The sequence below is a fragment of the Plesiocystis pacifica SIR-1 genome, assembly GCF_000170895.1.
Classification (GTDB): Bacteria; Myxococcota_A; Polyangia; order Nannocystales; family Nannocystaceae; genus Plesiocystis; species Plesiocystis pacifica.
The window spans coordinates 1-13,525 of the sequence record NZ_ABCS01000023.1; the positions used below are offsets into that span (position 1 = coordinate 1).

Consider the following 13,525-nt stretch of genomic DNA (forward strand, 5'->3'; position numbering starts at 1 on the left):
GCGCTTTTTCATCGTCACCCGCGACGGCGAGGCGCCCAGCGTCGCCGAGGTCCTGAAGGCCGCCGAGGTCCTCGCCGGTAGCCCCGACGCGCGCACGGCCGAGCTGGGGCTCGCGGGCGAAGGCTGGCAACAAGAAGACCTGTTGCTCGAGAAAGGGCAGGGCGCCCTCGCGCCCGCCGGAGGTCCGCAATTATGACCCGCACACGCGCGCGTGTTCGACGTCCGAGCTTCGCCTCTCTCACGGGGGCGGGGCTGGGCGTCGTTTCGGCGGTCGTCGCGGTCGTCTCCCTCGGGGCCCCGCAGCTCGCCCGCGCGGGCCAACCAGGGCTGGTCCAGGACGCCGTCGAGGACACGCTGGCGGACTCCCTCCAGGCGGACTCGGACGCCTCCGTGCGCCGCTACGCCCTGTTCGTCGGGGCCAACGACGGCGGGGTCGAGCGCGAGCGCCTGCTCTACGCCGTCAGCGACGTCCAGGCCATGGCCAAGGCGCTGTCCGACCTCGGCGGGCTGGCGTCGAGCGACCGGATCATCCTCGAAGACCCGACCGCGGCGGACCTCGAGCGGGGTTTTCAGGCCATCGCCGAGCGCATCGCGGCCAGCCGCCGCGCCGGGGAGCGGGTCCAGTTCGTGTTCTACTACTCGGGCCACAGCGACGAGACCGGGCTGCTGCTCGGGGGCGTGCACGTCGACTACAAGTCCCTGCGCGCGGCCATCGATCGGGTGCCGGCGGACGTGCGCATCGGCGTGCTCGACTCGTGCTCGAGCGGCGCCTTCACCCGCTTCAAGGGCGGTCGCAAGCGGGCGCCCTTTTTGGTCGGGACCGTGGCCGAGGTCCAGGGCCACGCCTACCTGACCTCGAGCTCCGCCGACGAGGCGGCCCAGGAGAGCGACCGCATCGGCGGCTCCTTCTTCACTCACTTCCTAGTCACGGGCCTGCGCGGGGCCGCGGACGCCGACGGCGATCGCCGGGTGACCCTCGACGAGGCCTACCGCTTCGCCTTCGACGAGACCCTCGCGCGCACGGAGACCACCGCGGGCGGGCCGCAGCACGCCGCCTACGACATCGAGCTCGCGGGCACCGGCGACCTGGTCATGACCGACCTGCGCACGACCACGGCTCGCCTCGAGATCGCCGCGCCGGTCCACGGCCGCATCTACGTCCGCGATCGCCGGGGCAAGCTGGCCGCGGAGCTGTTCAAGGCCCGGGGCAGCGCCGCGCTGACCCTCGCCCTCGAGCCGGGGGACTACTCGGTGACCATCGACGACGGCCAGACCCTGAGCCGCGCGGAGGTGTCCGTGCGCGCCGGTCGGCCCGGAGAGCTCGCCCTCGAGGGCGTCGAGGACATCCCCGTCGAGGGCACGCGCTCCCGAGGCTCGGGCTTCTTCGGCCGCGAGGGCCAGAGCGGGCCCAAGACCCACGTGCCCTTCAACCTCGGCGCGGGACCCAAGAGCGAGCTCAACGCGGCCTTCGAGGGCCCGATCCGCAACAACCTCTCGCTGTCCGTGGGCGTGACCGACGTGGCCGTGGTCCAGGGCATGCAAGCGGCGCTGGGCATGGCCCGGACCCGCGAGCCGAGCTACGGGCTGCAAGCGGGCGTGGGCGCGGCGGTGGCCGGCGAGCTCACGGGGGCCCAGGTCGCGCTGGGCTACACCCAGGCCCAGGTGATCCGGGGGCTGCAAGAGGGCACGGTCAGCGTGGCCACCGAGCGCGTCGACGGGGTCCAGGCCGGGCTGGTCAGCTACGCCGGGGAGGTCCGGGGCGTGCAGGTCGGGCTGGTGTCCGTGGCGGGGCAGGGGACGGGCCTGCAGGGCGGGCTGGTCAACGTGACCCGCGGCGAGCACGAGGGCGTGCAGATCGGCCTCATCAACTACGCCGACGAAGCCGACGTGTCCCTGGGCCTCATCCCCTACACCAAAAAGGGCGGGGTGTGGCTCGACGTCTACACCAGCGACACCCAGGTGGTGAACCTCGCCCTGCGCCTGCGCGCGCGCAAGAGCTACACCTTCTTCGGCGCCGGCGTGCACCCCCTCGGGGACGACGCGGCGACCGATCCCGCGGCCCAGCGATCGCAGTCGTGGAGCGTGGCCATGGGCTTCGGCGGCCCCTTGCTGTGGCGCCGGTGGGTGTCCGTGGAGCTCGACAACGCCGTCGGGGCGGTGTTCGCCGGCCTCGAGGGCTCACCGGAGTCGGTCTACTTCCTGGACACGCTGCGCCTGAGCGTCGCCTTCCGGCCCGCGCGGCACTTCGCGATCTGGGCGGCCCCGACCCTCAACCTGATGATCGGCCCGGCCTCCGCGGAGGGGCAGGGGGACTTTCGCCCGGGCTACGGCTGGTCCAACACGGTGCTGACCACGCCCGCGAGCACCACCAACCCGACGGCCAGCCCCGGGACGCGCATCGACTACTGGCCCGGATTCGCCGTCGGCTTCGAGTTTTGACCCCGGCCCCAAAGCCGCGCTAACACCCCCGGACATGAGCAGGGGCGAGCAGACGCGGCGGGTGGCTTTCTTGGGCGCGACCAAGGGCATGGGGCGGGCCCTGGCCCGGCAGATGGCGGCGCGCGGCGATCGTCTGGTGCTCCTGGGTCGCTCGCCCGACGAGCTCGCGGCCTCGGCCAGCGATCTGCAGCAGCGCTCGCCCGACGCCAGCGCGAGCGTCTCGACCGCGCCCTGCGATCTGGCCGATCCGAGCAGCTTTGGCCCGGCCCTCGACGCGGCCATCGAGGCCCTCGGCGAGATCGACTGCGTCGTCGTCACCGCAGGCGCGTTCGGGACCCAAGAGCAGCTCGAGGCCGACTTTGATCGCGCGCTCCAGGTCGTGACCCTCAACTTCGCCAACACCGTCGGCTTTTGCGAGCAGGCCCGGGTTCGCCTGCTCGCCCGCGGCGGCGGGACGCTGTGCGTGTTCAGCTCGGTCGCGGGCGATCGCGGGCGCAAGCCCGTGGTGATCTACGGCGCGAGCAAGGCGGGGCTCTCGGCCTACCTCGAGGGCCTCGACCACAAGTTCCGCGGCGAGGGCCTCGAGACCGTGTGCGTCAAGCCGGGCTTCGTGAAGACCGGGATGACCGCGGGGCTGAAACCGCCCCCCTTCGCCGGCGAGCCGGACGCGGTCGCCGCGCGGGTGCTCCGGGCCATCGACCGAGGGACGCCGGTCGTCTACGCGCCGTGGATCTGGCGCTGGATCTTGCTGGTCATCCGGAGCCTGCCCCGCTTCGTCATGCGCAAGATCGGGTTCTAAACCCGTTCTCGGCGGTCCAGCCAGGCCGGGGGAGGGCAGCGGCGTCGAGGGGAGTCCCCTGATAGGCTCTGGTTTCGGTGCGCATCATCCCCAAACGCAAGCGGTGCCGTGCGTGTGGATCGGACCTGCTCGAGTTTTTGTCGCCCGGCGGCGAGGCGTGGGAGTGCGGCGCCTGTGGCCTGGCCGGGGGGCGGGAGCTCGTCCGGGTGCGTTGGGATCAGCTGCGCGCGGGCGGCTTCGCGGGGCTGCGCGCGGCGGTCCTCGACAGCGACACCGTGGCCACGGAGCTGGTCCGCTGGCGAACGGCGATCAACGCCCTGCGCCGGGCGCAGATGCTGTTGCTGATGCTGCGCTGGGCCCTCGACGGTGAGCGCGGCGAGGAGCCGCGGGTGTTCTCCGTGCGCCTGTCCGTGCTGGTGTGGAGCAGCAAGTGCCTGCGCGAGGCGGCCATCGAGCTCGGCGGCTGGCTCTACGTGTCCCCCGACGAGCGCTGGGACCTGTTCGAGTTCGAGGCCTGCCTCGACCACGATCTGCGCGTGCTGACCGGCGAGGCCGCGAGCGTGTTCGCCTCGAACGCGACCTACCTCGAGGCCCTCGTCGAGCGTCACCTCGCCAGCGTGCAGATGCTCGTCGAGCGCAGCGAGCACCTGGCTCGCCCGCCCCGACCGCTGGGTTGAGCTGGGTTGAGGCCCTCTCAGTGAAGCCCAGCGACGCCCGCGGCGACGCCTTCGCAGCCCCGGGCGGTCTCGAAGGCCTGGCCGATCGCGGCCGCGTAGCGGGCGACGTCGTGGCCGATGCGCTCGACCCGTTCGCGGATCTTGTCGTCCGCGAGCTCGCCGTCGACGTAGGCGGCCCGGCTGGCGCAGGCGTGGAAGGGCAGGACGAAGCCGTGGCACCACTGGAAGCAGGTCTTGACCGCGGTGATCGACATGTCCCCGGTGCCGCCGCCGGTCGTGGCGAGCACGCCTGCGAACTTGCCGGCGAGCTCCGGGTAGAGGTAGTCGAACCAGTTCTTGAGCGCGCCGCTCATGCTGCCGTGGTACTCGGGCGTGCCGAGGATGAAGCCGTCGGCCCACGCCGCGCTCTCGCGGACCTCCCGGACCGAGGCGAGGCTGCCCTGGGCCTCGTCGCCGAACACCATCACGGGGAGCTCGAGGCGGTCGAGGTGGAGGGTGCGGACTTCGGCACCAGCGGACTCGGCGGCCGCGCCAGCGAGGGCCACGAGGGACTCGAGTCGGAGGTCTTTGCGGCTCGAGCCACAGACCGCGAGAATCTTGGGCATGGCGGTGGTGTAGCCGCGGGCTCGCGCCCTGGCAACGGTCCCCCGGGTGGGGTCGCGGGGCTGGTGGTCCTGCGGGGCCCGTCCCCCGAGCCGAACGTCGTGTACCGGGCGCCAGCGCGCGCTGCCTTGAGCTGTGGGGGCAGATCGGGTAGCTCAAGCCGCCGGAGCCCCCGATGGCCGACTTTCTCGCAACCACGATCTACGCCGCCCTGACCGTCGGCGATCTCGCCGCCATCCTCGGCGTGCTCCTGGCTGGCTCGTTCATCGCGTGGGTCGTCGGCCGGCTGATCGCCCGGCGGGCCGCGAAGCTGACCGAGGCCAAGGAGGAGAGCTGGCGCGGCGCGGTGCTCGACGCCTTCGACGGGCCGCTGCGCCTGTCCATCTTCGTCACCGCGGTGTGGGTCGCCTACCTGATGCTGACGGGGCAGGCCGTGGTCAAGGGCCTGCAGAGCACGACCTTCATGGCCACGCAGCTGCCCTTTGCGATGTGGTTCGGCGTGCGCCTGGCCCGGGGCTGGACGGCGATCTGGTCGCAGCGCGCCGAGGAGACCGAGGGCACCTTCGACGATCAGCTGGTCCCCGTGGTCCGGACCCTGGCGACGCTGAGCATCGTGATCCTCGGCATCGTCTTGTTCTTGCAGAACATGGGCTACGCCGTGGGCTCGCTGCTCGCCGGCCTGGGCATCGGCGGCGCCGCGATCGCGCTCGCGTCCAAGGACACCATCGCCAACCTGTTCGGCTCGATCGTGATCTTCGTCGACCGACCCTTCCAGGTCGGCGACTGGGTCGAGATCGGCGCCCAGGAGGGCACCGTCGAGGCCGTGGGCCTGCGGGTGACGCGGATCCGGACCTTCGCCAACTCGCTGATCACCGTGCCCAACTCGCAGCTGACGACCACCGCGATCAACAACTGGTCGCGCATGCGCAAGCGTCGGATCAAGCTGACGATCGGGCTGACCTACGACGCCAGCCCGGCGCAGATCCAGGCCGCGGTCCGGGCCATCCGCGAGGTCCTCGACACCGACGAGCGCATCTCCCAGGACTTCAAGCTGGTCAACTTCACCAACTTCGGGGCGAGCAGCCTGGACATCTTCGTCTACGCCTTCACCCTGACCACGCGCTGGGACGAGTACATGCAGATCCGCGAGGACATCCTGCTCGAGTTCATGCGCCGCATCGAGGCCCTGGGCCTGAGCTTCGCGTTCCCGAGCCAGAGCATCTACGTCGAGTCGCTGCCGGAGCCCACGCAGGCCCCGGAGTCGATGGGGCGCCAGCTGCCGCTGTGAGGCCGTGAAATAGGCGCGCGCCCACGGGCGTCGTCGACACGCCCATGCAGCACGCTCTGAGCCGCTCATCGATCGTCCTGGCCGCTGCAGCCTCACTCGCAGCGTGCTCCCCCCGGGTTGCGACGCCGGACTCTGCGGCGGCGCGAGCCCCCGAAGCCTCGCGGGAGCCGACGACGCAGCGGGTACGCGCCGAAGCGCCCCCGCCGGGGGTCTTCGTTTCCGCTGGCAGCTGCCCGGACGTCACCCCCAAGCTCAGCGAGACCGTCTCGGACGACCTGCGCGTCGAGCTGAGCGAGGAAGAAGGCGAGGCGCTGCGCGAGCTCTTTTTGCGCTGGATCTACGACCCGAGCCTGATCGCGCCGAGCGAGCGCGGGCTGATGCGCGCCCATGGTCACCTCGACGACGGCATCGGGGACGAGCCGGGGGCCCTCCCGACCAGCGAGGTCTACTGCGGAGAGCCTGCGAAGGTCACGGCCCGAGGGCTGAGCGACGCCTTTTACGACACGCTGAGCGGCGGCGAGTTCGGGGCCCCGGGGGAGATCCAGGGCCTGCTGAACCTCCGCTGCGACGGGAACCTGTGCTGCTCCTCGAGCCTGAGCGAGTACCACGTGGCCCGAGGGGTGATCTTCGAGCCCAGCGAGGACGGCTGGCGCGTGCGCGCGGCTCACATCGCCTCCGACGACGCGACCTTGGGCTCCGAGTTCGTCGAGCGGGGCTACGAAGAGACGCGAGAGCGCTTCGCGAGCATGATGAAGCGGCACGCGTGCAGGCCGGGGGGCGAGCCGCGGCCGGCGAGGCTGTGCGAGAGCGCGGGCGTGTTTTGCTACGGCCCCGTCGGCGCGCGGGAGTCCGACTAGCGCAGGGCCACGTCGGCGGCCTGGCGCAGCTCGCCGCGGACGATGGCCCCGGCGAGGGCCTCGAACTCGTTGGCCATGCTGCGGTCGCCGGTGAAGGGGGCGACGTACTCGCGGATGACGGCGTGGGCGGCCTGGAGGCGCTCGCTGGTCGGGTGCTCGCGCAGGTCGAGGGCGCGGGCGGCCGTGGCGGCCTCGATGGCGAACACCCTGGCGAGGTTGGCGACGACGGCCTCGAGCTTGCGCGCGGCGATGGGGCCCATGCTGACGTGGTCCTCCTTGCCCGCGGAGGTCGGGATCGTGTCGACGCAGGCGGGGAAGGACATCGCCTTGCTCTCGCTGGCCAGGGCGGCGGCGGTGACCTGGGCCATCATGAAGCCGCTCTCGAGCCCGGCGTCGGCGGCCAGGAAGGGGGGCAGGCCGCGGGAGCTGTCGGGGTTGCACAGGCGATCGAGGCGACGCTCGCTGATGGTCGCCAGGGTCGTCAGCGCCGCGGTCGCGTGGTCGGCCGGGAGCGCGACGGTGCCGGCGTGGAAGTTGCCCCCGCTGAGCACGTCGAAGCCCAGCTCGCCGTTGGCGTCGGGCTCGTCGCGCAAGAGCACGAGGGGGTTGTCGGTGAAGCTGTTGAGCTCGATCTCGACGGTCTCGGCGACGTAGTGGATGGCCGAGCGCGCGGCCCCGTGGACCTGGGGCATGCAGCGCAGCGAGTAGGCGTCCTGGACCCGGCCGCAGTCGACGTGGGACTGGTTGAGGGCCGAGCCTTCGATGAGCCCGGCGATGAGCTCCGCGCTGCGTCGCTGGCCCGGGTGGGGCTTGCCGGCGTGGATCCGCGGGTCGCAGATCCGCGTGGTCCCGAGCATCGCGTCGAGGCTCATGGCGCCGATGATGTCGGCGGCGAGCAGCAGCTCCCGGGCGTCGTGCATGGCCAGGGCCGTGACCGCGGTGGTCACCTGGGTGCCGTTGATGAGGCTCAGGCCCTCCTTGGCCTCGAGCTCGAGGGGCTCGAGGCCAGCGGCGCGCAGGCCCTCGCTGGCGGGCATGCGCGCGCCCTGCCACAGGACCTCACCCTCGCCGATGACCGGGAGCGCGAGGTGGGCGAGGGGGGCCAGGTCTCCGCTCGCGCCGACGCTGCCCTGGCGGGGGACGACGGGCAGCAAGCCCGCGCTCAGCAGGGCGAGCAGGGCCTCGGGGACGGCCGGACGCACGCCCGAGGCCCCGAGCGCGAGGGTGTGCGCGCGGAGCATGAGCAGCGCCCGGACCACGTCGGCCTCGAACAGCGGGCCCACGCCGACGGCGTGGCTCCGCAGCAGGTTGCGCTGGAGCTCGCCGAGCTTGTCCGCGGGGATCTTGGTCTCGGACAGGGCGCCGAAGCCCGTGTTGACGCCGTAGATGGTCGCGCCCTCGGCGAGGGAGCGCTCGAGCAGGGCTCGGGTCTGGCCGAGCTCGGCACCGGCGCTCTCGGACAGGGCCACCTCGGCGCCCAAACGCGCGACCCGGTGGACCTCGTGGAGGTCGATGTGCCGGCCGACGGTGACGGGGGTCGAGGCGGAAGCCTGGTTCATTCGGGCGAAATAGCACGGCGCTCTTGGGTGAAAAGCCGGGCGAGCTCACATGGCTTTCAGTTCTTGCCCTGGCGGGTGTGCGCAATCCGGCGGTCCCAGAGTGGGCCGCTGCGCGGGGGCGCTCGTGTTCCCACGAGGTGGAGTGGGCGGTCAGTCAGGGGGCTCGTCGGCGGGAGCGGACCGCGTTGACCGCCCGCCCAAGGCCCGTTTACGCTGGCAGCGAATGCGCGTCTGCCCGCAGTGCGGGGCTCGCTACGACGACGGCGCGGGCTACTGTCCGATGGACGGCGCCGTCCTCCAGGACGAGTCGCCGCCGGCATCCTTCGTATTCCGTCCTCCCGGGGGCGGGGACGGGAGCGAGGGTGGGGACGAGCCCGTCGAGGCCGAGACGAGCACCTTGCCCGGGAGCGATGGCGCGCAGGAGGGGGCGGTCACCGCCCAGGCCACCACCCAGGCGCCGAGCTCCGAGCCTGTCCCGCAACCAGCGGCGCGGCCCTCTTCCCAACCCCAGGCCGCGGCTGGGGCCTCCTCGGCGCGCTGGTTACCGAGCGGGGGCGGGGGCGAGGCCGCGGCGAGCCCCCGAGCGCGAGAGGGCTCCGGCCCACGCCGCGAGCCGTCCTCGACTTCGGCCTCGCGGGCGCGGTGGCTGGCCGCCCCGGTCAACTCCGATCCGCCCCTCGACAGCGACAAGGCCGAGGAACCGCTGACCGGCATCGTGCTCGGCGAGCGCTACCGGATCGACTCGCTGATCGGCGCGGGCGGCATGGGGGTGGTCTACAAGGCGACGCACGTGCACATCGGGCGGCCCATCGCGGTCAAGGTGCTGCGCCGTCGCTTCGCCGCCAAGCTCGACCTGGCCATGCGCTTCACCGCGGAGGCGCGGGTCGCCTCGACCCTCGAGCACCCCAACGTCATCGACATCATCGACATCGGCGAGACCCCCCAGGGCAGCCCCTACTTCGTGATGGAGTACCTCTCGGGGCGCACCCTGGCCCGGGAGATCCGCACCCGCGGGCCCATGGAGGTCGGGCGCGCCATCGACATTGGCTGCGAGATCGCCCAGGGGCTTTCGGCGATCCACAAGGCGGGCATCGTCCACCGCGACCTCAAGCCCGACAACGTGTTCCTGACCCAGGCGACGGAGCAGGCCCCGGAGCGCATCAAGATCCTCGACTTTGGCGTCGCCCTCGACCCCTCGAGGAAGCAGCGCCTGACCAAGGTCGGCTCCGTGCTCGGCACGCCGGAGTACATGTCGCCGGAGCAGGCCCGGGGCGAGGATCTCGACGGACGCTCGGACCTCTACGCCCTCGGCGTGGTGTTGTTCGAGGCGCTCAGCGGCCAGGTCCCGCTGACCTCGGACTCGCAGGTGGGCACGCTGACCAAGCAGGCCTTCGAGGCGGCGCCGAGCCTTCGGGTCATCGACGCGCGCATGGCCGAGTACCCGACCCTCGAGGGCGTGGTCAGCCAGCTACTGGCCAAAGATCGGCGCAACCGACCCGCGAACGCCCTCGACGCCATCGAGCTGCTCGAGGCGGCGGCCGAGCGGGATCTCGGGCCCCGGCCGCCGACGCCTCGCCGCCGGCCTTCGTCCGCGCCCGCGCCTCGGTCTACTGCTGGACCGAGCAATCCAAGTCCTCCGCCGGGCGCGGAAGCCAACGCGCCCGCCACGAGCGGGCGCCGACCGCGGCGTTCGACCATCGTGATCGGTTCCGGAGCTGTGTCCAGCGCGCATCCGAGCGCGGGCGTGGAGCAAGACGTCGGCTCGGCCACGGGGGACTTCACCGCCCGCGACGTGTTCGGCTCGGACATCGATCACGACAAGCGCTGGAGCCCGACCCCCGACGCGCAGCCCGGTCGACCCCGGCGTCCGAGCGTGATCGTCCAGGGCGTCGAGACCATCACGGGTCAGCGCCCCGCTCGCATCGTCAACGCCGAGCCCGTGGCCAACCGCGTTCAGAGTGAGGATGAGCGCGCGGCCGAGGCCGCCCCAGCGCCCAGTGGCCTGCGTGCCATCGCGCCGATGATCGTGCTCGCGCTGTGTGCTGCGCTGTTCGCCTCGTTGTTGACCGTCGCCTTCGTGCGCTGGTTCGAACGGCGCGAGGCCCGAGAGGGCGAGCCGACGGGGATGCTCGAGGGGATGCCCCCGCGGATCTCCTCCGATCGGGTAGCGGGGCAGCCCGGGCCCACCCCGAGCTAGAGCGAGCCAGCGCGACTCACGGCCTCGGGCGTTCGGCCGCTGAGTGAAACTTCGAGCTCGCGCGTCTCATTGCTCCCAGGCCGAGGGCGAAAGCCGTCGCGTCTTTGCAGCGTCCTGGGGTGAACGAAGGCCCGGATCGGGAGACGGTCCCAGGGGCGCCCCCGAGCAGAAAATGCGGTACGCTGACCCGACTTCGAAGCGACGAAGGACTCATGGCTGAATCGAACGTGAACAAGAGCGGTGGGACGATGGTCGCCAGCTCCTCCTCCCCGCCGCCGCCGCCCAAGGGCGGAAGCGCGACCGTCGTCGCCGGCGGCCCGCCAGCCGTGGCCGCGGCTGCGGGTGGTGGAGGCACCATGATCGCTGGCGCAGGGGACCCCGTCCCCGAGGTCGTCGCGACAGCCCCCAGCGCTGCGCTGTCAGAGGACCTCGTCGGCCAGACCCTCCTGGGCCGCTACGAGATCATCAAGCGCCTCGGCGAAGGCGGCATGGGCACGGTCTACCTCGGCGAGCACAAGACCATCAAAAAGCGCTTCGCCGTCAAGGTCCTGTCCCAGGAATTCGCCCACAAGGAAGACCTGCGCGAGCGCTTCCTGCAGGAGGCCCGCGCGGCCTCGATGATCCCCCAGGAGAACGTCGTCGAGATCACCGACTTTGGCGACACGCCCAACGGCTCGGTGTTCTTCATCATGGAGTTCCTCGACGGCGAGGACCTCTCGGACACCGTCAAGGACCAGGGCCAGATCCCGTGGGCGCGGGTCAAGCCGATCATGCTGCAGATCTGCCGCGCCCTCGCGGCGGCCCACGACGCGGGCATCATCCACCGCGACATGAAGCCGGAGAACTGCTACCGCATCAAGCGGGGCAAGAACGAGGACTTCATCAAGGTCCTCGACTTCGGCATCGCCAAGGTCACCTCCGACGAGGGCAGCGAGGGCAAGGGGCTCACGCGGACCGGCATGATCTTCGGCACCCCCGAGTACATGTCGCCGGAGCAGGCCCAGGGCGCCAAGCCGGACCACCGCGTCGACGTCTACGCCTGCGGCGTGATCATGTACGAGCTGCTCACGGGGCGCGTGCCGTTCACGGCCGACACCTTCATGGGCATCCTGACCAAGCACATGTTCGAGGTGCCCGAGGCGCCCTCGTCCCTGGTCCCGGAGGCCAACATCCCCGAGGAGGTCGAGGCGATCATCCTCAAGGCGATGCAAAAAGATCGCGAGCTGCGCTTCGCCGACATGACCGAGATGGCCGCGGCCATCGAGGCGGTGGGCTCGGGCGCGGGGGCGGTGGCCGTCGTCGCCGAGAACATCGCGCGCCCGTCCACGGGCGAGATGGCGTTCACCGGCGGTCGCCAGACCATGGCCGGCGTCGCCGGCACGGTCCCGCCCGTGGCTGGCGCCTACGAGGAGCCGCAGTCCTCGAACAAGGGCCTCTACATCGGGGTCATCGGCGGCTTGGTCTTGGCCGCTGCGGGCATCGGAGGCTTCCTGGCCTTCGGCGGCAAGGACAAACAAAAGACCGAGGACGCCCAGGCCCAGCAGGCCACGGAGGAGCCGGCGGCCGTCGCCGAGCAGCCCGAGGATCCCGAGGTCGAGCCGGAGCCCGAGCCGGAGCCCGAGCCCGAGAAGGTCAAGGAGCTCACGGGCGTCGAGACCGTCAACCTGTTCATCACGACCAAGGATCCGGACGGCGAGGTCATCCAGGCCAAGATCCTCGATCCGCTCGACAACGCCATCTACGGCATGACCTACCCCGGCGACGAAGCCGAGGGCGCCAAGGACTACGTCGGCGTACCCGTGGCCAAGTCCAAGCAGGCGCTCAACGTGTTGATCGTCGCCAAGGGCTACGAGTCTCAGGTGCTCGAGAAGTACCCAACGCGGGACAAGAAGTTCGAGATCGTGCTTCAGCCGGTCAAGAAGGCCACGAAGAAGACCAAGAAGAGCTCGAAGAAGACGCCGGCCAAGAAACCGGATCCGGCCAAGACGGATCCGGCGCCGAAGCCAGAGACCAAGCCCGCGAAGAAGAAGACGCCCCCGCGCTTGTCGCCGGACCTCAAGGATCCCTTCGGGAACTGAGGCGCGCTGAGCCGCGACTGAACGCGCCCCGAGCCTGGCTCTGGGCGCGTTTATGTTGTCCGGAGCGTGCGGACCTCGGGTCGCGAGCGCTCGGCGGCCCGACCCAGGAAGGTCGCCACGGCGGGGACCTCGTTGCGGACCCAGGGCTCGGGGTCTCGAGGGTTGAAGCGCCAAAACAAGCTCGGCGCGCGCAGGTGCTGGCGGAAGCTCGCGCGCAGCGGGAAGGACTCGACGCACACGGACCAGCAGCGGTGGTTGTGGTGCTGGTGGTCCTCCTGCTCCCCCGTGTAGGTGTCAAAGCGCCGGCTGGCCACGCGGCGGTAGCGGTGCACCGTCTGGCGGTCGGTGAAGGACTCGCACAGCTCGCGGTAGACCCGGAAGCTGGCTGGGTCCTCGACGCGGGCCGGGAACAGGGTGCCCATGAAGCTGTGCAGGTTCACGCAGGCCCAAAAGCCCTGCTCGTGCATGAGGGCGTCGAGGGCCGCGGTCTCGGGCTCGCTCAGGGGCTCGGGGCCGCGGTAGGTCGCGTCCCCGCTGCGGCTCGAGCCTGCGCCCGGGATGGGCAGGCGACGGCTGCCCGGAGGCAGCGGCCAGTTGCGGTTGAGGTCCACGCCGCGCTCGTTGGGCCGCAGGTCGCGGAGCTGGCCCTGGCCCCCGCGGGCGTGGGTGCGGGCGTAGCCGTCGGGGTTGAGGCAGGGGGCGACCCACAGCTCGGCTCGCTCATGCAGCGCCGCGACCTGGGGCTGACCGGCGATCAGGGCCTCGAGCAGGCCGTGGGCGACGCGGTTGCCGATGAACTCGGGGCCGTGGGTATTGGCGCACACGAGGACCTTGGCCGGCTCGGTCCGCGCGGCGGCCTCGTTGCGCTTGGAGGCGACCCGGACCGCGCGTAGGGGGCGTCCGGCGACGCTCTCGCCGTAGTTGTGGATGCTGGCGGTGTGCCCCGCCCCCTCGAGCCGAGCGACGAGGCCATCGAGCTCGCGCTCGCGTTCCTCGGGGCTCGGATAGGGGGCGAGGTCCGTCACGGT

General features: G+C 71.5%; 11 protein-coding genes. 8 read left to right on the plus strand and 3 right to left on the minus strand.

The features are described from left to right. The 4 genes from PPSIR1_RS13990 to PPSIR1_RS14005 all read left to right on the plus strand — a co-directional run. A partial coding sequence (locus PPSIR1_RS13990) for a hypothetical protein (protein ID WP_006971735.1) occupies positions 1 to 196 on the plus strand: 196 nt, incomplete at its 5' end. Then, positions 193 to 2,439, plus strand: a complete 2,247-nt coding sequence (locus PPSIR1_RS13995) for a caspase family protein (protein WP_006971736.1) — start codon at positions 193 to 195, stop codon at positions 2,437 to 2,439. The genes PPSIR1_RS13990 and PPSIR1_RS13995, both read left to right, overlap by 4 nt. A gap of 34 nt (positions 2,440 to 2,473) precedes the next feature. After that, positions 2,474 to 3,238, plus strand: a complete 765-nt coding sequence (locus tag PPSIR1_RS14000; RefSeq protein ID WP_006971737.1) for an SDR family NAD(P)-dependent oxidoreductase — start codon at positions 2,474 to 2,476, stop codon at positions 3,236 to 3,238. A gap of 77 nt (positions 3,239 to 3,315) precedes the next feature. Then, positions 3,316 to 3,915, plus strand: coding sequence for a hypothetical protein (locus PPSIR1_RS14005; protein ID WP_157595535.1), 600 nt, complete (start codon positions 3,316 to 3,318; stop codon positions 3,913 to 3,915). A 17-nt stretch (positions 3,916 to 3,932) separates the two neighbouring features. Here the strand turns inward: PPSIR1_RS14005 and PPSIR1_RS14010 are convergent, their stop codons facing one another. Then, positions 3,933 to 4,520, minus strand: coding sequence for an NADPH-dependent FMN reductase (locus tag PPSIR1_RS14010; protein ID WP_006971739.1), 588 nt, complete (start codon positions 4,518 to 4,520; stop codon positions 3,933 to 3,935). Positions 4,521 to 4,693: 173 nt separating this feature from the next. Here PPSIR1_RS14010 and PPSIR1_RS14015 point away from each other — a divergent pair, with 173 nt between their 5' ends. Together PPSIR1_RS14015 and PPSIR1_RS14020 are read left to right on the plus strand one after the other, a co-directional pair. After that, positions 4,694 to 5,806 (plus strand): mechanosensitive ion channel family protein, encoded by a 1,113-nt coding sequence (locus PPSIR1_RS14015; protein ID WP_006971740.1) that lies wholly within the window; start codon positions 4,694 to 4,696, stop codon positions 5,804 to 5,806. Between the two features lie 44 nt (positions 5,807 to 5,850). Continuing rightward, positions 5,851 to 6,663: a hypothetical protein gene (locus PPSIR1_RS14020; RefSeq protein WP_006971741.1), complete on the plus strand. Its 813-nt coding sequence runs from the start codon at positions 5,851 to 5,853 to the stop codon at positions 6,661 to 6,663. Here PPSIR1_RS14020 and hutH read toward each other — a convergent pair. Further along, entirely contained in the window at positions 6,660 to 8,222 is a 1,563-nt protein-coding gene (gene hutH, locus PPSIR1_RS14025) for a histidine ammonia-lyase (protein ID WP_006971742.1), read from the minus strand. The two genes, PPSIR1_RS14020 and hutH, sit on opposite strands and share 4 nt — an antisense overlap. Before the next feature lie 223 nt (positions 8,223 to 8,445). Here hutH and PPSIR1_RS42665 point away from each other — a divergent pair, with 223 nt between their 5' ends. Further along, entirely contained in the window at positions 8,446 to 10,419 is a 1,974-nt protein-coding gene (locus tag PPSIR1_RS42665; RefSeq protein WP_006971743.1) for a serine/threonine-protein kinase, read from the plus strand. A 212-nt stretch (positions 10,420 to 10,631) separates the two neighbouring features. Then, entirely contained in the window at positions 10,632 to 12,497 is a 1,866-nt protein-coding gene (locus PPSIR1_RS42670; RefSeq protein WP_053335363.1) for a serine/threonine protein kinase, read from the plus strand. 50 nt (positions 12,498 to 12,547) lie between these two features. Here PPSIR1_RS42670 and PPSIR1_RS14040 read toward each other — a convergent pair whose 3' ends face one another. Continuing rightward, on the minus strand, positions 12,548 to 13,522 hold the full coding sequence (locus PPSIR1_RS14040; protein ID WP_157595536.1) for a M14 family metallopeptidase: 975 nt from the start codon (positions 13,520 to 13,522) through the stop codon (positions 12,548 to 12,550). Positions 13,523 to 13,525 lie beyond the last annotated feature (3 nt).